Source organism: Pedobacter caeni (assembly GCF_900129215.1).
In the GTDB taxonomy this organism is placed as follows: domain Bacteria; phylum Bacteroidota; class Bacteroidia; order Sphingobacteriales; family Sphingobacteriaceae; genus Pedobacter; species Pedobacter caeni.
The window spans coordinates 167,126-190,973 of the sequence record NZ_FQUQ01000003.1; the positions used below are offsets into that span (position 1 = coordinate 167,126).

General features: G+C 43.0%; 14 protein-coding genes. 6 read left to right on the forward strand and 8 right to left on the reverse strand.

The window, feature by feature from the left end; translation table 11 throughout:
* The first annotated feature begins 17 nt into the window (after positions 1–17).
* Genes BUC20_RS15360 through BUC20_RS15375 form a run of 4 tightly spaced genes read left to right on the forward strand, consistent with a single transcriptional unit; the run spans position 18 to position 7,033 of the window.
* Positions 18–2,534, forward strand: coding sequence for a TonB-dependent receptor (locus tag BUC20_RS15360; protein ID WP_234994527.1), 2,517 nt, complete (start codon positions 18–20; stop codon positions 2,532–2,534).
* A 1-nt stretch (position 2,535) separates the two neighbouring features.
* A complete protein-coding gene (locus tag BUC20_RS15365; protein ID WP_073231986.1) occupies positions 2,536–3,363 on the forward strand; it encodes a DUF4249 family protein in 828 nt (275 codons plus the stop codon).
* Positions 3,364–3,413: 50 nt separating this feature from the next.
* Positions 3,414–5,180 (forward strand): AsmA family protein, encoded by a 1,767-nt coding sequence (locus BUC20_RS15370; RefSeq protein WP_073231987.1) that lies wholly within the window; start codon positions 3,414–3,416, stop codon positions 5,178–5,180.
* A gap of 38 nt (positions 5,181–5,218) precedes the next feature.
* Positions 5,219–7,033: an AsmA family protein gene (locus tag BUC20_RS15375; protein ID WP_073231988.1), complete on the forward strand. Its 1,815-nt coding sequence runs from the start codon at positions 5,219–5,221 to the stop codon at positions 7,031–7,033.
* On the opposite strand, the gene BUC20_RS15380 is transcribed toward BUC20_RS15375, so the two are convergent.
* The 7 genes from BUC20_RS15380 to BUC20_RS15410 all read right to left on the reverse strand — a co-directional run bounded on the left by BUC20_RS15380 (position 7,034) and on the right by BUC20_RS15410 (position 19,963).
* Positions 7,034–8,098: a phytase gene (locus BUC20_RS15380; protein ID WP_073231989.1), complete on the reverse strand. Its 1,065-nt coding sequence runs from the start codon at positions 8,096–8,098 to the stop codon at positions 7,034–7,036.
* Between the two features lie 34 nt (positions 8,099–8,132).
* A complete protein-coding gene (locus BUC20_RS15385) occupies positions 8,133–9,383 on the reverse strand; it encodes a right-handed parallel beta-helix repeat-containing protein (protein ID WP_073231990.1) in 1,251 nt (416 codons plus the stop codon).
* Positions 9,384–9,388: 5 nt separating this feature from the next.
* Entirely contained in the window at positions 9,389–12,157 is a 2,769-nt protein-coding gene (locus BUC20_RS15390) for a TonB-dependent receptor (RefSeq protein WP_073231991.1), read from the reverse strand.
* Positions 12,158–12,417: 260 nt separating this feature from the next.
* Positions 12,418–14,028 carry a tetratricopeptide repeat protein gene (locus BUC20_RS15395; protein WP_084528940.1) on the reverse strand — a complete coding sequence of 537 codons (1,611 nt, stop codon included), beginning with the start codon at positions 14,026–14,028 and terminating at the stop codon, positions 12,418–12,420.
* 117 nt (positions 14,029–14,145) lie between these two features.
* Positions 14,146–15,567: a SusD/RagB family nutrient-binding outer membrane lipoprotein gene (locus tag BUC20_RS15400; protein ID WP_073231992.1), complete on the reverse strand. Its 1,422-nt coding sequence runs from the start codon at positions 15,565–15,567 to the stop codon at positions 14,146–14,148.
* A 24-nt stretch (positions 15,568–15,591) separates the two neighbouring features.
* On the reverse strand, positions 15,592–18,816 hold the full coding sequence (locus tag BUC20_RS15405) for a SusC/RagA family TonB-linked outer membrane protein (RefSeq protein ID WP_073231993.1): 3,225 nt from the start codon (positions 18,814–18,816) through the stop codon (positions 15,592–15,594).
* A 304-nt stretch (positions 18,817–19,120) separates the two neighbouring features.
* Positions 19,121–19,963, reverse strand: a complete 843-nt coding sequence (locus tag BUC20_RS15410) for an AraC family transcriptional regulator (protein WP_073231994.1) — start codon at positions 19,961–19,963, stop codon at positions 19,121–19,123.
* A 134-nt stretch (positions 19,964–20,097) separates the two neighbouring features.
* Between BUC20_RS15410 and BUC20_RS15415 the strand changes: the two genes are divergently transcribed.
* Both BUC20_RS15415 and BUC20_RS15420 read left to right on the forward strand, forming a co-directional pair.
* Positions 20,098–20,514, forward strand: a complete 417-nt coding sequence (locus BUC20_RS15415; RefSeq protein WP_073231995.1) for a carboxymuconolactone decarboxylase family protein — start codon at positions 20,098–20,100, stop codon at positions 20,512–20,514.
* 12 nt (positions 20,515–20,526) lie between these two features.
* A complete protein-coding gene (locus BUC20_RS15420) occupies positions 20,527–21,540 on the forward strand; it encodes a zinc-dependent alcohol dehydrogenase family protein (RefSeq protein ID WP_073231996.1) in 1,014 nt (337 codons plus the stop codon).
* A gap of 140 nt (positions 21,541–21,680) precedes the next feature.
* Here the strand turns inward: BUC20_RS15420 and BUC20_RS15425 are convergent, their stop codons facing one another.
* Positions 21,681–23,801: a S9 family peptidase gene (locus BUC20_RS15425; protein WP_073231997.1), complete on the reverse strand. Its 2,121-nt coding sequence runs from the start codon at positions 23,799–23,801 to the stop codon at positions 21,681–21,683.
* Between the last annotated feature and the right edge of the window lie 47 nt (positions 23,802–23,848).

Here is a 23,848-nt window from a genome sequence, read left to right on the forward strand (position 1 = left end):
GGCTTTACTGCCTTTGTATGCTCTTATTTTTTACAGGTATCAGTAGTGTAAAGGCCCAGACTAAAACCGTTCTGGACCAGGAGCTGACCGTAAATATCCCCGCGGGGGCATTGATCCAGGTGCTGAACCTGCTGGAATCAAAAGCTAAATGTAGTTTTGCCTACGATCCGGATCAGCTAAAGCATAAAAGGTCTCAAGCATTTCATTTCTCCAGAAACACTTTAAGCGGGATTTTAGAGTACGTACTCTTTGGATCCGGACTCGGTTTTAAACTGGTGGGAAACGACATTGTCATCACTCCCATAAAACCTAAGGTATGGACCATTCGTGGTCACGTGCGTGATGAATCTAACGGAGAGGAACTCATTGGTGCTACGGTTCATATTCCGGAACTGGGAGTGGGGATCAATACGAATCAATATGGATTTTATGCGATTTCTATTCCTGAAGGACAATATCAGCTGTTGATCTCCAATACCGGGTATCAAACAAAATCGGAAAGTACCTTCCTGAATACGGACATCGAGCTGGAAATTGAAATCCGCCCAAAAACAAACCGGCTGGAAGAAGTGGAGATCAAACAATCTGCCATAGCACCCAATCCCATTTTGCTAAACGAACAGAACTTCGGAGTCAGGCAGCTCAACAATACCTCCTATTATGCGGGAGAAACGGACGTTGTAAAGCGCTTACAAATGCAGAACGGGATCAAATCAATGTCGGAAGGAAGCTCCGGTTTATTCGTAAGAGGGGGCAATACGGATCAGAATCTGATCATGTTAGATGAGGCAATTGTCTACAATCCTTCCCATTTATATGGCTTGATTTCCGTCTTTAATCCGGATGTGGTGAACAATGTTCAGGTTTACAGAGACTATATGCCGGCCAATTTTGGTGGAAGGCTTTCCTCGGTGGTCGTGAATAGAATGGCTGAAGGAAGTAGTAAAGAATATCACCTTAGTGGCGGACTAAGCCTGATGTCGGCCCGCCTGGCCGCAGAAGGACCTATTGTCAAAGAGAAAGGGTCTTTTATCGTTGCTTTCAGAAGAAGTTTGCTGGATGTTTTCCCCAATAAATTTAAATTGTTCAGCCCTAATTCTGTCTATTTCGACATCAATGCCAAGGCAAACTACAAGCTGAATAAGAATAACAGCGTCTTTTATTCCGTTTATATGGGAGAGGACAGGTTATTGTCCGAAAATTCATATACCAACAATTGGGGAAATCTTACCTCTACCTTGCGTTGGAACCATATCTTTAACTCGAAAATCTTTCAGAACGTTTCTCTGATTTACAGTAATTATAATAATCTGCTGGACCTGAATGCAGATACCCTCTCTCAGAAAACACAGTGGATAACCAGGGTGAGGGACCTTACCCTGAAAGCCGATTATACCTATTACCATAGTCCGGAAAATCAAATTAAGTTTGGTGTTTCCACGATCTACCATCAGTTTAATCCAGGTGAAATCCAAAAGTCACCGATGGATGAGCTAAATATTCCCAGGGATAAGTCCGTAGAAGCTGCAGCATATTACTCACAACAGATCACATTAAACAGATCTTTTGAGTTAAATTATGGACTCCGTCTCAGCCTGTTTAAAAATACTCAGGAACGCAATAATGTCTTCGATCCTCAGGGAAACCGGATCAATGCGAATGAAGTAAAGGTTTTTATAAATCCGGAGCCAAGGCTTAACCTGAGTTATCTTCCGAATGCTTCGATGCGGATTTTCCTAACTTATAACCGCAATTATCAGTACCTGCAACTGGTTCAGAACAGCACACTTGCATTTTCTTCTCTTGAACCCTGGATTCCTGCCTCTAAGCATATTAAGCCGCAACATTCTGATTACTTTTCGCTGGGTTACCGCTATTCCCCGGCAAATTATATCTTTTCGGTAAATGCCTATTATAAGCGTTTAAATCACCAGCTGGAGCTAACTGACCATGCGCAGATCATCAAAAACCCCGGAGTGAGGAATCAGCTAAGGGCAGGCAGGTCTAATGCCTACGGGCTGGAAGCAGAGGTCAGTAAAACTGAAGGGAAATTCTCCGGAACCCTGGCGTATAGCTATTCCAGGGTTTTTCGCAGGATTGATGACATCAACTTCGGGAGTGAGTTTGTAGCGAACTACGACATTCCCCATGAGCTTAAAATAACGGCAAGGTACGACTGGAATAAACATTTGTCTTTTCAGGGCTTCTTTATCTATTCCACCGGAAGGCCACTCACACTTCCTGTGGGATATTACCAGCATGACGGGCTGAATGTTCCCATTTTTGAAGAGAGAAATACCTCCAGATTCCCTGACTTCAGCAGACTTGACCTTTCTGCACAATACCAGTTCCAGCACCGTTTTTTTGGAAAACGAAAGGTTTTCAGTACCATTTCTGTGGGTACTTACAACCTGTATAACCGAAAGAATGCCTTGTATTACCACCTTAATTCTTCTTCTTTTGAAACGAAAAAGAGTAGTATTGAATATGGTTTCGGTTTTTATCCATGGATTGCTTACAGTTTTAAGATTTAGTATGAAAGACTATCGCTTATTTATGGTGCTGTTGCTGGTCTGCTCCCTGGGATGCAAGAAATCACTGGATGACAAGTTTCTGAATCCAAAACGTCAGTATGACCTGTCTGTGGAGGGGGGCTTCAATACCAGGATGCCTACCCAATACATCCGCATTTCCAAACCGGCATTAAGTCCGGATGAGGATCCGGCACCCATCTCGAAAGCGCAGGTCATCGTGAATGACGGGAAATCAAACATCTTGTTTACGGAGTCTGCAACGAAGGGTATTTATACAGGGGCTGCTAAAAATGAACCCAATTATAATGGAGCCTATACCTTAACCATCAAGGTGGGCGATAAAACTTATACCGCAGTGGATACCCTCAGACAAGTGGTTAACATTGTGGATGATTTTCTGCCTTTATCGATGAAAGTGAATTCTGATGGAACATATAACGGGACGATTCCAAAACATACATTCGGTTACCTGAATCCCAATAAATGGATGATCTGTTATCGGGATATCCCTTTATGGAATCCTGGTAAATTCGACCAGTCTAAATACTATAGTTATACCCATTCTCTGGGTTCCCCGAATTCCCTTTATCCACTCAATAACCTGAAACGAACTTTTACACTGAATAAAAACGAAAATATAAGGATTTTTAAAATCTCACTTTCTGAACGTTATGCCAAATACCTGTACGATGCATTTATGGAAACAGACTGGAGCGGACTTTTCTCCAGTGTCCCTGTAAATGCAACGGGCAATATATCCGGAAATGCACAGGGATATTTTTATGCGATTGATGTGGATTTAAGGACCTACACTGCCGGCGCATTGTAAATCTTGATTCTGGCCCTGATATTGCAGGTTCTTCGGTTAATCAGGAGCTTATGGAACAGGACAAATCAGTTAAAAAGAAATGGTGGAAATGGGTTGCGGGAATTGTAACTGCCCTTCTTTTAATCGGAACAGGAGCCGGATATTATTTGTTAAATAAATGGAAACCCATTCTTTCAGAGAAAATACAAAATGGGATAAGTGATGGCTCATATGGGCTTTACCGGCTTAACTTTAAAGACATCCATTTGAATTTACTGACGGGTACTGCTTCTATTGACGAGGCAGAGTTGAACCCGGATACCGCTGTATTTTTTAAACTGAAAAAACTCGGAACCGCCCCTGCTCATGTTTTTCAGGTGAAAGTGAAAAAGCTCCAGATCAATCATATTGGTCTGCTAAATGCTTACTTCAGGAAAAAAATCAACATCAGCAGTATTGTACTGGATCAGCCATCCATCAATATGGTCCATTATACCATACGCAAAAGAAAAGATAGCCTTAAACCAGATGTGAGCCTGTTCCAGCTGATATCTAAAAAGGTAAAATCCATTCGGGTCAATGCCATCAGAATTGTAAACGCAGACTTCGACTATATAAATGGAGAGACATCAAAACCGTTAAACAGAATAAAGAACCTGAATCTGAATGTGAAAGATTTGTTGATTGATTCCTTATCTCAATTTGATACTACCCGGTTCTATTATACCAAAGATATTGGGTTTGAACTTACCGGATATCAATCTAAAGACAAAATGTACCAGATAAAGGCTGATACCATTTCTGGTTCTGCTACCGGAAAAACAATCCGGATTCAGGGCCTTAAAATGATCCCTTTGTATCCTGAACTTGAGTTTAGCCGGATGAGCAAATATGGGAAAGACCGGTACGACCTTAATTTTAGTCAGATCAGCTTTTCCGGAGTAGATTTCCTCCGCTTAAATGAAGAGGAAGAGTTTCATGCCAAAACACTGAAAATCGGACCTGCCAAAGTAAATATCTTCTTAAACCGTGAAATGCCCCCGGTCCCAAACCTGGATAAAGCAAAGAATTTCCCCCATATGGCCCTGAAAAGAGCACCGATACCATCAACTATAGATGAGGTTAAACTGGATAACATTGACCTCGCCTACACCGAATACAACCCCATTAGTCAGAAGAAAGGGACCATTTATTTTCAAAACCTGAACGGAAAAATCAGCAACCTGACTAACGACTCTCTCAGCCTGATTAAAAACAACCATGCCATTGCCAGGATCAATGCCATGGTAATGAAAAAAGCGAAGATTGACCTCCGGATAGACTTTAACCTGAGCAGCAGGGATGGGAGCTTCAATTACTCCGGTAATGTCGGGCCAATGGATTTAACGGAGCTTAATACGGTGTCCAAACCATTGGGGCTGATAGAAATTGAAGAGGGCAGGATGCAGAAAGCAGATTTCAATTTCAGCGCAAACAGAAGCGGATCTGCCGGAAAGGTGCATTTTTATTATACCGGCTTAAAACTCAAATTGCTCAAAGAAGGAGAAAATGGTGAAGCCCCGAAGAAAAAAGGATTGCTCTCTTTTCTGGCCAATAACCTGCTCATTATAGATGCGAATCCTTCAAAAGGGGAGGCGGTAAGAACAGCAAATGTTACTTTTCAACGCTCCCCGGCAGCCTCCTTCTTTAACTTGCTCTGGAAAGGACTGTTTATAGGCATGCGTGAAACAGCCGGCCTTGGGATTGTGCCTGTAAAAACTCCCGAAAAGGCGATGGAAGCTATTAAGGATAAGAAAAAGGAGCGACAGGAGAAAAGTAGGGAACGAAAGGAAAAGTAGAGAGAAAAAAACTATCTTAGGATATCTGTGTAAGGCCTATGATTGAAAAATCCCTAAAAAGAAAGAAGATACTGATATGGACTGGGGGCATTATATTGATATTGGTGTTGGGCATTAGCCTGACCTCAAGGTATTTTGCCAATAAATTCAAACCCTTAATCAAAGAACAGATCAAAGAATTGGTCTTAAGGTCTACGGATAGCCTGTACCATATAGAATTTTCTTCCATCAGGATTAATCTGCTCACGGCAAATGCCTCCTTAACAGATGTGAAAGTTGTTCCCGATACCCAGATTTTTAAAAAGCTGATCGCTTTAAAAAAAGCACCAAACAACATCTATTATGTGCAACTGGAGAAACTAGGGATCAGAAATTTTCACCTGTTCAGGTTGCTTCAGGAACGTAAACTCAACATCAGTCAGCTGCGGCTCGACAATCCAAATGTAGTGATGATCAATAAACAGTTTGATTTTAATGAAGACAAACTCCCGCAACCCAATCAATCTCCGTATGATTATATCTCCGCCTACCTCAAAGAATTCAGCATTCATACCATAGATTTTAACAACATCAGGTTTAAATACATCAATAATAACAAGACGAAGCCGGAAGTGGATTCGGTGAAAAATCTCAACATCACCCTGAAAGATTACCTGATTGATCCTCATTCTGCAACCGATAAAAGCCGCCTTTACCTATTGAAGGACGTACAGATCAATTTAAACAATTATACCTTCGCTACGCCAGATAGTCTGTACCACCTCAACCTGCATCAGCTGGACTTTTCTGCTGCTTCCGGGAAGCTGAACATCAAGCGTTTCAGCCTGATCCCCAGACTCGACGAAATGAGGTTTGGCCAGGTTCTGGGTTATTCCAAAGACAGGTATGAGATTCTGATGAGCGACATTAGTCTGGAAGGAATCAACCTCCCCTTGTACATCCTTAAACAAGAACTTTTTGCAAAGGAAATGAATATTGCCAATGGATCTGTAGCGGTGTTCAACAACAACGCCCTTCCTAAAAAGGAAACCGAAAAAATAGGAAGATACCCTCATCAGTTGCTGCAAAAGGTAAAAGGAAAAATGCACATCAGCCAGCTCAACCTGAACAATGTAAACATCAGTTATTCCGTGTTTGACCGGGACAGCAGGCAGAAAGGAACAATCAGCTTTGAAAACACTTCGGGTGGTTTCAGCAATGTGACGAATATGCCGAAGTACAAAGAAAAAAATCCTTTCATGACCGCCAGTTTAACGAGTTACATGATGGGAAAGGGAAAACTGGATGTGAATTTTAAGTTTGACCTGAATGCAAAAGATGGTGCCTTTTCTTACGCAGGAGTGTTGGGCCATTTAGAAGGCCGCAGCCTCAACCGGATCACCAGACCACTGGGAATGGTAGAGATAAAAAGCGGAGAAGTAAAGAAGCTGGAATTTAATATTGAGGCTAACGACAGCATCGCAAAAGGGCTTATGAAATTTCAGTACAATGACCTTTCTGTAAACCTGCTCAAAAGAGAAGAAGGGGAAGACCGTTTGGTGCGGCAGGGATGGATGTCTTTTCTGGCCAATGCCATTGTCCTCAATCCCAATAATCCTGATAAAAGCGGAATCATGATTACCGCACCAATTCAGGAAGTCCGGAAAAAAAATGGTTCCTTCTTTCATTTCATCTGGAGGACACTTTTACAAGGGATCAAACATAGTGTGGGGGTAACGGAAGCAAAACAACAAAAGATCAAAACACAGATTGCCCGTTTCGGACAGATGAAGATCGATCGTGAAGCCAGACAGGCCAGGAGAGAAAAAAGAAGGCTTCTGCGTGAAAAAGCAGAAGCCCGTAAAAAGAATTAACTATTTATTGATAGATAAGGTCTTGCCTGCAAGGTCTTCCCAACGGTAAAACTGAAAGGTCTTATCATCACTCATGGCCACAAACAGCCCATGTTTAAAATCATTGTTCAATGGACCTGAGTAAATGTCTGAGCCGTCACTGTTATTGGTAGAAACAGGAATACTGGTTAATAAAACATGGTCATGAGGGCCCGATTTTCCTTCCCGGTTAAAAACCTGAAAGTGATTGGCCGCCTGATCCGAAACGAGGATATAACCTGTAGTGGGAGAAGTTTTATAAATACTGATGCCTTCATTGTCTTCTTTAAAGCCGGTCTTCGCAAATAAAGCCAGCTCTTCATTTCCTTTGGCAGGGTCTGCGTAATACTTTCTAACCCCAAACTGCTCGTCAGAATAGTAAACATAACCCAGCTCATTGTCTACTGCAATGGACTCAATTTCTTTCTTGCCACTGTATTTGCCAAATTTCCTTTTCAGACTGGCCTTCAACTTACCTGTTCCATCATCTTCCAGCAGGTACTGCCATAAGTAGCCATCTGCAGGGCCTGTCTTACGCCCAACAATAGCATAAATCTCTCCTGTTGGACTGGTGTAAAGGGCAATGCCCATCAGGTCTCTGTACATTTCTTTTGTTTCCCCTTCGAACACCGGAATTCCCCCGTTGTCTATAGGTTTCATATCCGGTAAGGAAAAGATGCGGAGCTGATGTGTCATGCGTTCTGTAGCTACAGCAATGTCTACCTTTTTGCCACCCAGCAGTAAACCGTAAGCGATGTCTACATTGTTGGGTCTCTTTAAACCTTTAACGGTCTTTTCTTTGATGGCTTTTCCTTTAAGGTCATAGACATATAGTCCACCGTTTTCATCTTTATCTGTACCAATCACTAAAGACCGGGCAGGATCAGCAGGGTTTACCCAGATTGCAGGATCGTCGGAATCAAACTGCACAGGATCTGAAGTGTATAGGGGTTTTACGGCTAAAGGGTCTTTCTGCACGTTAGAGCAGGAGATGTTCAGACTAAGTAATAAAACAGAAAGGCTAAGGGTTAAGTTTAGTTTATTCATTAAAAATGATCTTTATTTTATTTCAAAAAAATGATTAGTTGGTTCCAAAAGCACCAATGTAACTGGCTGCTGCCGGAGAGGTATAACTGACGCCATTCATCACTAAACCATTAACAGCGTAATGAGGCTTGATGTCTGTTTTTCCTTTACCCAGTGCAGCGGATCCAGACTGAAGGTGAAAGTCCCAGCCTGTATTAAACGTTGCATTGTTAACAGGAGTGTTTAAAGGGTAATTTACAAATTTAGGATCGTTCTGTCCGGCGGTTTTACCGATGATGTCATTTACACCGGCAATGATGTCCGAAGAAGGCTGAAACTGGTCTACAGTGGCCTGACTGTCCCCATAATAATAGTTATTTCCGAACAGAGATCTTTTATCTTCCGTTTTTTTAGTATCCCTTTTGATGCCAAAACGGGTATTTGCAAACAGGTTGTTATAAGCCTCCACACGTACGGTGGCTTCTACCCAAATAGAACCTCCTTTTGCAGTAGGCCTGCGCCATCCGGTATTCAGCATCGTATTGTTGTAAACCATCACATAGGCCTGGGGCACACGGTCTCCACTGTTGGAAAGTTTTAACGCATTGGTATTTGCGCTATAGATCAGGTTAAAGGCCACATCTGCCACACAACCTGATTTCAGGTTGATGGCTTCACCACCAGAAACACCTGTAGTGTAGAACTTATTGTTGGCAAAAATGATTTTCCCGCCATCAATATAAGTGCAGTCTTCCTGAAGGTTTCTAAATATGCTATTGGTGACCACGAGTTTCCCATTTACATTGGCAAACCAAAGTGCCGGAAGGTTCTCTCCACTTACCCCTTTGTACAGGTTTTGTTTTACAGAGGTCGACGCATCAGAGGTAGTTGCTCCGGCATACTCAATAATGGTATGGTCCAGCAGGAGCTCCTGGCAGCTTGGAGCGGCAAGAATCCCTCCCCATAAACGGCCAAATTCTTTGGTCCGGGCGGCTTCAGCTACGGTAAAACGAATCGGAAATTCTGCTGTTCCCTGTGCATAAAGATTCCCTCTGACGATGATTTCCGGTTTGGTAATGGTGTCCATGAGCACGGTAACCCCTTCTTCAATGGTCAGGGATTGCCCTTCAGGAATGATGATGTCTCCTTTAATCAATTGGGTGCTTCCTTTTTTCCATATACCAGATGCTTCTCCGGAGATGGTTCCATTACCTGTATCCGGATCTACATCACTGTTGGCTTTCTTACATCCGGCAAAAAGTGCTGCGGTTAAAGTCAGGCAGATCAATAATTGTGTTGCTTTCATGTCTTTTATAATTTATAGCGAAGACCTAGTAAATAATTCTGTTTGTAGTAATCGTTGCGGATAAGGGTATTGCCATCGAATTCCTCAGCACTTGTGTCCCTGTTGATTGGATTTATACCTTTAATGAATAGTTTTAAAGGGGTATTCAAGAGGTTCCCGGCTTTCACAAATACACTCAGGTTGTTTTTGAATTTCTTTTCTGCTGACACATCCATCTGAATAAAACCCTTTTGCCATAAGTCGTTGTTCAGGAACTGAGAAATGGTATTGATTCTTTCTCCGGTATAAGAAGCTGCCAATTGGGCGTCCCAACCTTTTTTGCTGTCCTTATAGAGTAACGAAATATTGGCAATATGTGCGGATTGTCCAAATAAAGGACGGGTTTGATCAGTGACCATTGGTTTGGGATCTCCTTTTTCATCCAGTATTCTATAGGTTTTTGGTGTGGTAATACGGGAGTGCGTATAGGTATAGTTGGCCTTAATGCCAAATTCATGGAAAAACTTCACATAATCCAATTCCAATCCATAGTTTTTTGCTGTTCCAAAGTTTCCGGGTACATAAAAGGTGTCTTGCCCGCGTGTAGCATCTGCCTGGAAGGTATATTCTATTGGATTTTGTATGTTTTTATAGAATACACCAGCCATCAGCTGATCTGTCCCGTTTGGAAACAGTTCATAACGAAGGTCAAAATTGTCAGCCAAAGCTCTTTTCAAATCAGGATTTCCTCTTTCTTTATATTCTTCCCTGTTGCTTCCACCAGGAATCAGCTCATAAAATCCGGGACGGTTTAAAGACCTGAAATAAGAGGCACGAAGCTGTTCCTTTTTACTGAGCTTGTACTTTAAATTCATGCTGGGAAGGTAATCCGTGTAGACCTGGTTTCCCGTAGGGCGGAGCTCACCTGCGGGGAATAACATGTGGTAACCCTGGTTTGTATGTTCTACACGTAAACCGCCAATCACTTCAAGCGATTCCGTATTTAGTTTAAACATTCCGTAGCCTGCACTGATTTTCTCCGATGCATCATAAGTCAATGGATTGTTTACCGCTCCTGTTTCGTTTTTTACCGTCCAGGGGATTTCAGTGTAATTGTTGAAGTTTTTACCATACTCCAGGTTCGGGGTTGCTGCAGTAAGGGTATAGTTGTTGTAAAAACTGCTCCGTTGTTTGTCGCGGTAAAGACCTCCTGCGCTGAAATCTACTTTAGCTCCCGCAATTGAGGCGGTATAAGTCAGGTCCAGGTAACCTGCTTTATCCTCTTCCGTATTTCGTTCCCAGCGACGGGTATATGCTTCTCCGATCGATGGCACCACTGTCTTCCGGTCTATAAAATTTTCTTTGATTCCAAGAATATTGATGGTACTCTGATCAGGGACATCGTTCTTCGCAGAAGAATACACCGCCGACCAGCTGAGCTTCAGTTGTTCCGGAAGAAGCTGATGATCCCCATGAAGGGTGGTGTTGAAGATCTGTTGTTCTGTAAAGCGGGAGCGGGTTTCATAAATTAACTTCGCTTTCCCCAGCTGCTGACTATACTCGGAAGAAAAGTCCGTTTCTTTTGTATCGCGGAGCTGCGTGCTTTGCAGGTTCACATAAGCATTGTATAAACTTAATTTGTGTTGCGGATTGATGGTGTAATCGAGCTTTGCATGTGTTCCATAGCGTTGTTGCTGCTCAGAATACTGACGGTCTTCCCTTGAAGTAATGGTGGCAAAAGGATTTGTATTGTCATTGGACGAGTTGAAAAAGGTACTGTTGCTTCCACGATAAGTATTTTGATAACTTCCGGCAAGGAGCACCCCTAGTTTATTGTCCAGAAAACGTCTGCCTATAGATAATCCGCCTACCAGACCAGGTGCCGGATGTTTGGAACTGTAATCTATCGTTCCTTTTGGAAAGTCCAGCTGTGTGGCTTTGTAATCCTTTCCATTGATCTCAGTGGGAGATCTGAAGTTGATGCCATTGGTGTTAAAGCTGCTAAATTTCCTGTCTATTAATAGCTGACTATAGCTTGTGGCCAGGTTTACCTTTAGCTGCAATTTATCGGGAGCATCCTTCATGACCATATTGATGGCGCCACCAACCGCATCGGCTTCCATATTCGAATTGAGTGTTTTGTAAACCTCCAGCCTTTCCAGTAACTCGGAAGGAAAAATGTCAAGGGGTACATAACGGTTTTTGTTGTCCGGGCTGGGAATCTTTACCCCATTTACCAGAGTGTAGTTATACCTTTTGTCCATTCCACGAAGAATGGCATACTGGCCATCACCACTGCTGTTTCTTTCTACCGATACACCCGATACCCGCTGAATGACATTGGCAACCGTCAGGTCAGGTGATATTTCCATGGCCCTGCCGGAAACGACATTAACCAGCTGTGGGGATCTCTGCTCAATCCTTCGGGCTGTTTTCTCTGCCGATCCGTCCTGTTTGGCAGAAATCATCACCTCATGTAGCTCGGCATCCTTGGTTTCGGATAAGAAAACCTTAATTACAGGATTGTCTTCTTTGAGGATGACGATCTGTTTGCTAAAGGTCTTGTACATCAGGTAGGAAACCTTTATCGTAAATGCTCCTGCCGGTGGATGTTTGATTTCAAATGATCCGTCAAGACCGGTTAATACCGCACGGTCTGTCTTTTCCAGAAGAACAGATGCGCCTACCAACGCCTCACCTGTTTTCTGGTCGTAAACATAACCCTTCAGGCTGGTGGCCCGGGCTGCGGTGATGCTGAATAATAAGCAAAAAAGAACGGGTAATAGTGTCTTCATTTTCTTGATTAATTTGTTGTTGCTGTTTTGTGTTTGCTAACGTTGACCAAATGTGGGAACTGTGCACTGGCCCTGGAAATTATTGCCGTGAACAAAATGTATACAGCGTTACATGAAGGGTATACAAAACGCATACAGTGTGAACATGGTTTGTTTAATTAATTGATAATTAGCTGATTGCTGGTAACATAAAACTCCATTATCATTTGATTAGCGTAATGTTATGCAATTGTTAAGTGTCCGGAATTTCAAAAAAAGGCCTATAAAGTCTGTATAAATGTGCTGAGGTTTTCTCCTTGTGGAAGGTTGAGTTTCTTCCTTAATCTGTAGCGTGCGACCCTCAGGCTATCCTGCGAAATGCCAAACAGAACAGCCATATCCTTGGAGCTTAAATTCATTTTGATCAGGGCAACCAGGCGGATATCATTTGCCGTAAGTTCATCACAATGTGCTTTCAGGTGATCGAAAAAAGTCTGGTGAATCTGTTCAAACATTCCGGTAAAATCCTTCCAGTGCTGATCGTGGCTGATGCTCTGGTTGATCCTTTGTACCAGCTGCTGCAATTGCCTTTTCTGATCCCGTTTATCCTCTTTCACCATTTCTTCAATCTCTGTCCTGAGGCTCTCCAGAAACTGATTGCTTTGAATAATGTGGAGGGTATTGCTGGTGAGTTCTTTGCTTTTTAGCTCCAGGGCATCTTTAATGGCTGCTTTCTGGGTTTCGTGTAAATGGTTGTTCTGCTCGTTTACCTTTTGCTCATTTTTGATCTTCAACCTTTGCCGGCTGATGGTACTTGCGGCAAGGGAGATCAGGAGCACCACAATGAGGACGGAAGCAATAAGCATAATGCGGTTGGCCTCTTTTTCATTTTCAAACTGAAGGATAGCATCGTCTTTTTGCTGGATTTCGAACAAGGTTTGCAGCAGGGCGAGCTGTTTATTGTTGTCTTCAGTAAAGATTTTCAGGAAGATGTTTCTGCCCAGTTCACTGTAATGATAGGCACTGTCGTACCTTTTCATCAGGTCGAAATTTTTGGAAAGATCCCTGTAGGCACTGCTGAGCTGGTATTGGTCGTTCATCTGCCTGGCCAGGACTTCTGCTTTTCTGGTATAACCAAGGGCTTCGGCATACCGGCCTGTCTTCCGGTAAACATCCCCGATGTTGTTGATGATCTCTATCTGGGCACGGTTGTTTTTTAACCGGGAGTTGCCTTCCAGTGCCAGGGTATAGTATTTCAGGGCAGAATCCAGGTGCGGTTTGTCTTCGTAAATGCTGCCTATATTTTCATAGATCTTTTCAATCCCGGTCTGGTCTTTTTCCTTTTTATAGACGTTTAGGGCCAATTGCTGGTACTTCATGGCATTCTGGTAATCCAGACTTTTCTCGTACGTCTGCCCGATGAGGCCATAAGACCTGGCAATGCCCTTACGGTCTCCGGATTGCTGATAAAGCCTTAAGGCTTCCTGAAATTTCTCGAGGCAAACCCGGTACTGACGGGCATAATAATAGGTTTCCCCAATCTTATGCAGGTTTTTTGCCAGGTTGTCCCGGTCATTCTGTTGCCTGAAGATCTGATCGGCTTTATAGTAATAACTGATGGCCTGTGAGTACGCGGCCTGATAATAAAAGAGTTCCCCGATTTGCTGGTAACACAAGGCCGCCGCAATAAAATCCTCTTTTTTTAAAGCTTCTTTTAAACTGCGTTTGATCTTTAGAAAAGCCGTGTCAGGAGCGTTATGGAGGATGTTGTCTATTACAGGGGAATTGGGTTTGAGGTTGTCCTGGGCAAAGGTCTTAAAGGGACACAGATTGCAGGACAACAACAAAAGGAGCAGCATCTGGAAGCTCCGGCTGGGATTTACTTTTTTCACCCTTTAAAATTACAGGGCTTAGTATTAACAAATTGTTAAATCAATGGAATTGCTTAACCCAGAAAAAAGCCGTTTCTAAATCAATAGAAACGGCTCTTGAAAATGGATTAAAAAGAATTAAAATTTATCCCAGAACAATTTAGTGGTAACTACATCTCCACCCATGGATGCGGATGCTTTTTCCACATTTTCCTGGTTGAGTGTGCGTTCACTGGTCGGGTAAAATAACCTCAGAGGCATATCTAAAGTCGCCTGACTTGCTTTTTTAAGAACGGGATAATCTAGACGCCTCCATTCTGTCCATGCATCGTATCCCCGGTTGTAGAGGGCAAGGTATTTCTGCTCTCCTATTTTTTGTTTAAAATTTCCTGTTGCAGTGGCGTAGGCGACATTTGGAAGGGCCAGATACGTATCTGCCTGGGCTTGTGTTCCACCCCAGTACAATATAGATGCCGTTATGCCTTTATTGTAGTGGTCTGCCGGACTTCCCGAAATGCCCCATCTTTCAGCGGCTTCTGCAAGGATGAATTCTACTTCTGCATAATCTAACAAAAGCGCTTCAAAGTCCGGAGCGATCACTTTTTTACTAGCTTGTGAAAAAGCAGCAAAGGTATTATTGAGACCGGCTTCACCACCGATATAAATACCCTTGACGCTGGTGAAAAAGAATGGTCTCCTTGGATCCTCAGTTTCATTCATCATTTTGATAATGGCTTCCGAAGCCACATAATCCTTCCTGCTGGTATACGTAGAGTTAAGACTGTTAGAAACTGGATTGTTATTGGGAGTGGAGCTCAGGTACCTGAAACTGGCATTGTCTGCATTACTGGTAAACGCTTTGTCGGCTGAAGCAAGGATGATGCTTCTGGCAGTAGCGTCATTGACATCAGCAATGTTAAGGGCTAATTTTAGTTTTAAGCTATGGGCAAACTTCAGCCATGCGGCGGCATTACCGTCGTAAAGAAGGTCGGAAGAGCCAAAACTATCTGCTCCCGGATCGATTGAGGTAATGGCTGCATCCAGGCGCTTAAACAAATCGGTATAGATGTCGGCTGCTTTATCATATTTAGGTTTGCCTATGGTACCTAAAGCTTCTGTGTAAGGAACATCTCCCCAGCAGTTGACCACTACGGACCAGGCGTATACAGACGCAATCTCTGTGGCAGCTATCCTGTTGGCTTTTACTTTTGCACTGAGCAGGGGATCTGCCTCGGTGATTCTTTTACTCTCTTTAAAATCATGTAATACTTCAACATACATTGGTGTCCAGTATTTTATAGGAATACTTCGGGTAATCATGTCATACCGGGGTTCATCCTGATAGGTAGTTGCCGTCCATTGCTGCACCCAAAACCGGAATACGTTGATGTTTACATCTGGTGTGGTGATGTTGTCGGTGAGTTCTTTAAGGGCATTGGCAAACAAAGAGCTTGCAGTTACTTTATCGGGGTTTTTCTGGTCAACGTTATAGTCGTCTAAGTTCTTGGCACATGAGGCAAGAAGGACTACTGGTAATAGATATATTAATAATTTTTTCATGATCGTTTTTTATAAATAGTCAGATTAAAACTTGAACCTAAAATTGAAACCAATAGTCCTTACAGAAGGATAGGCGCCACTTTGATACCCTTGCAGGTTGCCTGAACTCAGGCCGGCCTCGGGATCCGTATAAGGGGTGTTCTTGTGAATAATCCATAGGTTACGCCCAACAAGAGATACATCTACACCTTTAAGCGCTTTGTCTCCTATCCATTTTTTAGGTAAAGCATAAGTCAATGCTGCTTCACGTAGTTTAACAAAGCTGGCGTCATAAATATAGCCCGCTGGTGGGTTATTGATATACCCATATGGAGTCACATCATTATCATATGCCTCCACTCTTTTGGTATTTGGATTGCCATTTTTATCTACTCCCGGAAGGATTACTCCACCTCCCTGACTAATCGGCAAACGTTGCGGGTTCCCAAGGTCATTTAATCCGGCAGATTCTCTATAAATACCTGTAGCCTGTCCATAGTACTGATCAAGGGAAAATACGCTTCCTCCTTGTTTGATGTCGATTAAGAAGCTAAGGGAAAGGTCTTTGTATTTGATGTTATTCTGGATGCCTCCTGCCCATTTTGGGTTGACATCGGCAATCACCTGATTTGGTGCTGATTGGGCATAATAGCCCGCATCATTCACGACTTTCTGTCCATTAATATACTGAAAATCGGTGCTCCTGAGGGTTCCGAATGGCTCTCCTACGGTTGCGTTCAGTGTTACCCCTCCTCTGTAATCTGCAAGCTGCAGGTTATTGTTTCCTTCATAAAGCTCAATCACCTGGTTGCGGTTTCTGGTAAAGTTCAGGTTTAAAGTCCAGGAGAAGTCTGTCGTTTTTATAGGAACAACAAAAGCAGAAACCTCAATACCCTGGTTTCTTACAGTTCCTGCATTGACAAACCTGGTGCTAAAACCAGTTGTGGTGGATACATCTACTGCCATGATCTGGTCAACCGAGTTGGTCCGGTAATAGCTGAAGTCAAAACCAATACGACCCGCCAGGAAATTCATTTCCAGACCTGCCTCGATGCTTTTTGTACGCTCGGGTCTGAGGAAAGGATTCTTTTTGTCGGTGGTAATGGAGGTCAAAACATTTCCGCCGAATACAGGGTTGATTTTGTAAACATCGTATAAGCTTAAGGGGGGAGCATCATTGCCTACTTCAGCATAGTTGATCCGGAATTTACCATGACTCAACCAGGTGGATTCTTTCATCAGGTTAGAGAACAAAAAACTACCTGCAACAGAAGGATACCAATAGGAATTATGATCAGCAGGAAGGGTACTTGACTGATCTCTGCGGATACTGGCATCTAAGAAAACGAGTTCCTTATAGCCAATGGTGGTATTGGCAAACAGCCCATCCACTGCTACACGTTCGTACCTTTCCAGTGGTGCGTTAATTGCATTTACGGAGTTCGAAAGGGAGTATAAATTCTCAGTACCGAGGCCTCCGTTCGTTTTTGCGAAAATTGAAGAGACTTTGGTTCTGCGTAAATTACTTCCTACCAATCCTCTTATGTTGAGGTTTGGTGTAATTTGTTTGTTGAAATTTGCCATTAAATCAAAATTCACCTCGTTTGCAGACCGGTTGTACCTGGCGTATTCAGAGACATCCGCACCACCTATTGCCAATCGGTCTTCCTGAAGCTCATTTGAACCATCATAAGTCACTCTTCCTAAAAAATCCAGCCACTCTAATGGTTTCCATGTCATGGCCACATTTCCGAAATATCGGTCTCTGTTGTCAGTCTCATAGTTCTTATACCTTGACCAATAAGGGTTGTTGGAATAGATTGCGCCGCTGGCTGTTTCATCTGACCAGTTCCAGGTGATATTTTTCTTTTCTCTGTTAAAAGCAGCCTCCTGTTCTTTGATGTCAACATTGGTTTGCCACCATTGCCGGAATTGCTGATTTGGGTTGGCCCCATCATATCCGGTTCCATAGCGGCCCAATCCGTTTACATTGGTGTAATTGGCCGATGCACTGATTTTAATTGTGCTGGTCACTTCGTGGTCGCCGGAAAAGTTAAAACTGTTCTTTTTGATTTTACTGTTTGGAAGTACTCCGGTTTCGTCAGTTCTGAGGTATCCGAATTTGAAGGTAGTTTTGTCGCCTCCACCATCCAATGTAATACTTTGTGAAGAGTTGACCGCTGTTTTGTAAAAAGAAGATGGGTCATTTTTTGCAGCAACCCAAGAGGTTGCTTTTCCATATGTTGGTGAGGTAGGGTCAAAGGCGTTCCATTGGAAAACCTTAAGGTCCGGATTAAAGGCTCCTCCATAGGAGGCATCCTGTGTAAATGGAGTGATCAGACTGGGGCCTTTGCCGAAAACATCTAAATACCAAAAATTTCCGTCGGGCGAATCGTATCCTTTTTTACTGTATTGATTGACATATCCCGCTCCATATTCATTCTGGTATTTGGTAAACGTGGTTCTGTCAATTTTTCCAAAAGTAACCCCGCTGTTTACTGTAATGCCAAGGGAATTTTTCTTACCTTTTTTTGTGGTGATCATAATCACGCCATTGGTCGCCCTTGAGCCATATAAGGCCGTAGCTGCTGCTCCTTTAAGGACGTTTATCGAAGCAATGTCGTCCGGATTGATATCGGCTGCGGCATTTCCATAGTCATAACCGCGCTTACCTTTCGTCTGGTCGTCCGTGTTGGTGTTGGCATTGCTGACCGGAATTCCGTCTACTACGAACAGAGCCTGGTTATTACCCGTGAGTGATTTAAAACCCCTCATGACCACATTTGTGGAGCCGCCCATCATGTTCGACTGTTTGATGTCCAGGCCAGCTACTTTACCGGATAAACTGTTGACAAAGTTGTTGTCCCTGGTTTTGGTCAGTTCTTCACCTTTAACTTCCTGAGCGGCATAAGGCAACTCATTCTTTTTACGTTGGATGCCCAATGCGGTAATGACAACTTCCGAGAGCGCCTGATCATCGCCGGTTAAAATGACATTAAGAATATTGTTGAGGGGGAGCGTTTGGGTTTGACTAACAAAGCCGAGTGAAGAAAAGGTTAGTGATTTTATTCCGGGGGAAACATCGAGGGAGTACTTTCCCTGCTGGTTGGTTAAGGTGCCGCCTTTGGCCCCCATAATTTTTACGGTAACTCCGGGGATTGGGAGGCCGTCTTCTTTTCCTGTTACTGTTCCGGTAATCGTCCGGTTTTGAGCAACTGCCGACCCGAAAAGGCATAGCAAGGCCATTAAACTAGGGATGAGTTTTTTCATTTGGGATGAATTTGATTAGTTATTTAGTTAATATTATTCCAATATAACTATAATGTCATATTTTTGTGAATTTTTTTATCCCTCAAATGTTTTTGTGTCAGATGGCCCTTTGGTAATTAATTTATTTTAATAGTTAAGTTCTTTATTGGTATTGCTAATATCTTTAGTGTTTTGTTCGATATCCTAATTAGACCGTCGATTTGTATTTTTACTCCTTTTAGATGTTTTTCTATATTTTGTGCCCTGTTTGAGCCAGATTTTTATTAGTTTATCCTGGGGATTGATCGTCATAATTAAATGAGATTTAACCCTGTATTTCTTTCCTTGTTTCTCTCATTCCCTTGCCTGTATATTTTTTCATCATTCTGTTGAGGTGGCTACTGTCTGTGAAGCCAAGTTCCATAGCAATTTCCTGAAAAGGAGCATCTGTAAACTTTGCTCTTGACCCTGCAATCCGAAGTTTGGAGTTCAATATAAAGTCCTGAAACTTTTCAGCAGCATTGCGTTTGAAATATTCACTAAAGTAATTTTCAGAAATATGGAATTTCCGGGATAGATAGCTGACGGATAATTTCTCGGTGTCGAGGATATTGAAGCTGATGAAATTCAGCAATTCAACAAATTTTTTATCTGTAAATATCCGGCCACCCAAGGCCTTTGCCTGGATATTCCGGCTAATAATTGCCAGAACAGAAACCAGGGTATTCTGAATTACGAAAGCACTGCAAATCCCTTTATGCTCATATTCATAAAGGATCACATCCAATAACCTTTTCAATTGCTTTTTATCATCCGGATCATCGATCAGCTCCCCCGAAAGATAATCATGGTTTCCCATGATGAAATTCAGACGGTTGAACCAATTGCTATAATCCACGGTATCATTCGTGCCGGGGATAAAGTAGCTCCCGGTAAAACGAAGAAAAAGAAACTGTGTTTTTTTCTCGATGATATACATATGGCATCGTGCTGCCGGTAGCAGAAAAATACCGTTTTTGCTGTATTTGTGTTTGATGTAATTGGCGCTGTGCTGCCCTTCTCCATCCAGGACATAAACGAGCTCGAAAAAATTGTTTTTTCGGTTTCTTTCCCTCCATTCGCTATATTCTGCAATTTCTATAGCAAAGGTGTCGTGTATCTGTTCCATGCGACAAAGATAATGTTTTCCGGATCTGAATACCTGCTTTCCAATTAGGATGCCGTTTTATCCCCTTTGCTTACGGGCAGATGAAAACCGCTCAGACTACCTTTGTTTCCATCATTTAAATCATAAAGTTGAATATGGATTACAAAGAAATATCAAAAAAGACAATAGGCTATTTATATCAGTCACATGCCAGTATCCGACAGTCGGACCTGGACAATAGACTTATTGCGTTGGCAGAGTTAAGGACTTCGCAAATGAACGGATGTGCCTATTGCTGCAGCTTCCATTCCAATGAGCTACGGGAAATGGGGATTCCGCAAAGCCTGATTGACCAGATACCTGGCTATAAACATTCAGATGCCTTTGATGAAAAACAACTGCTGGTCTTGCGCTGGACAGATGCCATCACTTTTCTTTCCGATGAAACAGAGGAGATTAAACCTGAACTGGAATCCCGTTTTACTGAGAAGGAATTGGTTGAGCTCACGGCAAGTATTTCACTGATGAACGCACTTAACCGCCTTCGCATCACTTTGGGCGACAAAAATTAACAGATAAAATATATGAAAGCAATACAATTAGAGCAATTCGGCTTAGCACATTTAATAGCAAAAGAAATCCCAAAACCAAATCCCAAAAGAGGGGAAGTGTTGGTCCGAATCAAAGCAGTATCACTCAATTACCTTGACCTGATCATGGCGAACGGAACTTTTAACAAAAACCTTGTTTTTCCATATACACCGGCATCCGATGGGAGTGGTCTGGTAGAAGCTATTGGAGAAGAAGTTACGCGCTGGAAGGTGGGCGATCGGGTGGCTGTACAGTATGTGCAAAACTGGACGAAAGGAAAAATCGACCGGGAAAGTAACCTGATCAGAGTGGGCTGGCAAAGCCCTGGTGTGATGGCAGAGTATGTTTGTCTGCCGGAACATGGGCTGGTAAAAGCACCTGAAAACCTTAGTTTTGAAGAAACGGCTACGCTTCCTGTTGCAGCCCTTACTGCCTGGCATGCGCTGATCAATCAGGCCAACTTACAATTGGGGCAAACCGTATTGGTACAGGGAACAGGTGGCGTTTCCCTCTTTGCCTTGCAAATTGCAAAAGCTGCCGGAGCAAGAGTTATTGCCACCACCAGCAACAACGAAAAAGCAGAAAGGCTAAAAGCGCTGGGCGCTGATGCGGTGATCAATTACAATGAACACCCCCAATGGCAGGAAAAAGTTTTAGCCTTAACAGGTGGGGAAGGGGTAGATATTACACTCGATATTGCCGGAACAAAGACCATAGCGCAATCTTTACTGTCTGTCAAAGAAAATGGTTTTGTGGGAACTACAGGATTTATCTCCGGAGCAGACCTGCCTTTGAATATCCATGAGCATAAGATCAATATGTCTTTTTTACGCATACAGGGACTTGCCGTTGGAAGTGCAGAAAGTTTTACCGCACTCAACCGCGCCATTGAAATCAATGATATCCATCCTGTTATTGATCGGGTTTATGAGTTGGACCAGGTACAGGAAGCCTATAAAAGAATAGAAAATGGAGATATGGTTGGAAAGATTGTGATTACAATCTAAACAGACAGGCAGGTAGACAAGCAGAGGGGACGATAAGAGGCTGGAATTATAGAACAATTCAACAAAAAAAGACCCTGAAAGATTATACTTCCAGGGCCTTATAAAAGATGTTCCTTCTTTAAAAGAAGAAGAAAAACAGATTAGTTTAACAGCTCTTTTGGAACCGGTTTATTCAACAGGTGATCATAATAAAAACGGATGCGTTCTGCTTTATCATGCGGGGTTTTTACACCACCCCATCCATGTCTTCCTCCGGGGTAGATCATCAGTTCAAAGTGCTTGTTCGCATTTTGTAATTTGTCCACCAACTGGATCGTATTTTGCATATGCACATTATCATCCATGTCGCCATGCATGATGCGGAGTAAACCTTTGTAATTGTCCACATAGGTAAGTACTGAGCCGTTTTTATAGCCCTCAGGGTTTTCCTTTGGCGTATCCATGTAACGTTCGGTATAATGACTATCGTACAATTCCCAGCTCGTTACCGGAGCACCTGCAATTCCGAAATCAAAAACATCAGCTCCCATGGTCAAAGCCATACAGGTCATATAACCACCATAACTGTGTCCTGTGATCAATAATTTCTTGTTATCTACCCATGGTTTTGCTTTTAACCACTTTGCTGCAGTCGTATAATCTTTCATTTCCCATTTCCCAAGATTACGGTGCATCAGGGCAACACCTTCTTTTCCAAACTGTCCTGAAGCGCGGTGATCTACGGCAATCTGAATGATCCCTTCGTTTGCCCACCATTGGTTGCCTGTTCCTTTCCAGGTATTGGTCACTGTACCGGCAGCGGGACCTCCATAGATGCTCATGATGACCGGATATTTTTTGTTCTGGTCGAAGTTCGTAGGGTAGGTAATGACTGCAGGTAATTGATAACCATCATCTGTAGGGATGGTGATCATCTCTGTTTTACCAAAATTATACTGAGCGAAATCAGCAGATTTGCTGTCTCCCAGTTCTTTGATCACCTTGCCGGTATTGTCCAGTAGAGTTCTCTTTTGAGGAGTAGTTACATTGGAGTAAGTCGTAATAAAATACCTGCCATTTGGAGATAACTGTACCTGGTGTGAATAATCGCCAAAAGTAAGGCGTTTCATGTTTTTACCGCTATAGTCCACCCGGTAAAAATCTGTACGGGTAGAAGCTTCTTTACGGGCGTTGAAATAAACCACTTTGTTCTTCTCATCTACGTAAACGAGGTTCACGATCTGCCATTTTCCACTGGTGATGGCGTTGACCAGTTTTCCGTCTAACGTATACAGATAAAAGTGCGCCCATCCGGTCTTGTCGCTTTTTAGGATATAGTGCTTTTTATCCTGAAGATACTCCACCCGGCCATCAAAGTCCAGGCTGATCCAGGACGGTTGTTTTTCATCGTAAGTTTCTTTTTTACTTCCTGTAGCCGGGTCTACGGCATAAAATTTTAAGTTATCCTGACCACGGTTCATCCATTGTACAGTTAAACTTTTGCTGTCATAACTCCAGTAAGGCTCGCCGAAATACTGATCGTCTTTCTCGTTAAAATCTGCCCAGGTAACGGTGCCTCCGGTTACGGGTACAAAACCGACCCTTACTTCAGGGTTAGGGTCGCCAGCCTTAGGGTAACGTGTTTTTTCGGTATAACCATGTTGCCCTGTAGATCCGTTTATCGGGAACATGGGAACTTTAGTGTCATCAAAGCGCATAAAGGCAATGCGTTTGCTATCCGGTGCCCACCAGAATGCTTTGTAATTTGTCGGGCGGCCCAGGATTTCCTCATAGTATACCCAGGATGACCAGCCATTGTAGATCACATCGGTGCCGTCATTGGTATATCTGGTTTCTTTTCCAGTGGCGACCTCCAATGCATAAAGATCATTATCCCGGGTAAAGGCGATGTATTTGCCATCCGGCGAAAGTGTCGGGTTCTTTTCTTCTTCTTTCGTGCTGCTGAGTTGTTTTGCCGCTTCTTTTCCGTATTGGATAAAGATGTCGTTGTTTTGCAGGAACACATTCACATCGCTTTTCGGCGGAGGGCTGTAAGGTGTTCTCTGGCCGGATTTCAGGTCTACCGCATATAATTGGCGATCCGCAGGATCCGTTTCAATATAATGATTGTCGTCACTCCAGCCTGCGAGGTATGGAAGTGGTTTGGTAATGGAAAGCTGGTTTCCAAGTGTTTGCTGCTGGCTCAGCGTCTTTAGCTGTGCCTGTACAGTTAAGCTGAGGCATACTGAGGCTGCTAAACTGAGAAGTACGGTTTGTTTCATTCGTTAATTGTGGTCTGAGGCAATGAAGGTATAAAAAAGGCGCCCTG

Bases quoted from the DNA above. Each gene is read 5' to 3' on its own strand.
- BUC20_RS15360 (WP_234994527.1), top strand. From the start codon at position 18: ATGCTCTTATTTTTTACAGGTATCAGTAGTGTAAAGGCCCAGACTAAA.
- BUC20_RS15365 (WP_073231986.1), top strand. From the start codon at position 2,536: ATGAAAGACTATCGCTTATTTATGGTGCTGTTGCTGGTCTGCTCCCTG.
- BUC20_RS15370 (WP_073231987.1), top strand. From the start codon at position 3,414: ATGGAACAGGACAAATCAGTTAAAAAGAAATGGTGGAAATGGGTTGCG.
- BUC20_RS15375 (WP_073231988.1), top strand. From the start codon at position 5,219: ATGATTGAAAAATCCCTAAAAAGAAAGAAGATACTGATATGGACTGGG.
- BUC20_RS15380 (WP_073231989.1), bottom strand. From the start codon at position 8,098: ATGAATAAACTAAACTTAACCCTTAGCCTTTCTGTTTTATTACTTAGT.
- BUC20_RS15385 (WP_073231990.1), bottom strand. From the start codon at position 9,383: ATGAAAGCAACACAATTATTGATCTGCCTGACTTTAACCGCAGCACTT.
- BUC20_RS15390 (WP_073231991.1), bottom strand. From the start codon at position 12,157: ATGAAGACACTATTACCCGTTCTTTTTTGCTTATTATTCAGCATCACC.
- BUC20_RS15400 (WP_073231992.1), bottom strand. From the start codon at position 15,567: ATGAAAAAATTATTAATATATCTATTACCAGTAGTCCTTCTTGCCTCA.
- BUC20_RS15405 (WP_073231993.1), bottom strand. From the start codon at position 18,816: ATGAAAAAACTCATCCCTAGTTTAATGGCCTTGCTATGCCTTTTCGGG.
- BUC20_RS15410 (WP_073231994.1), bottom strand. From the start codon at position 19,963: ATGGAACAGATACACGACACCTTTGCTATAGAAATTGCAGAATATAGC.
- BUC20_RS15415 (WP_073231995.1), top strand. From the start codon at position 20,098: ATGGATTACAAAGAAATATCAAAAAAGACAATAGGCTATTTATATCAG.
- BUC20_RS15420 (WP_073231996.1), top strand. From the start codon at position 20,527: ATGAAAGCAATACAATTAGAGCAATTCGGCTTAGCACATTTAATAGCA.
- BUC20_RS15425 (WP_073231997.1), bottom strand. From the start codon at position 23,801: ATGAAACAAACCGTACTTCTCAGTTTAGCAGCCTCAGTATGCCTCAGC.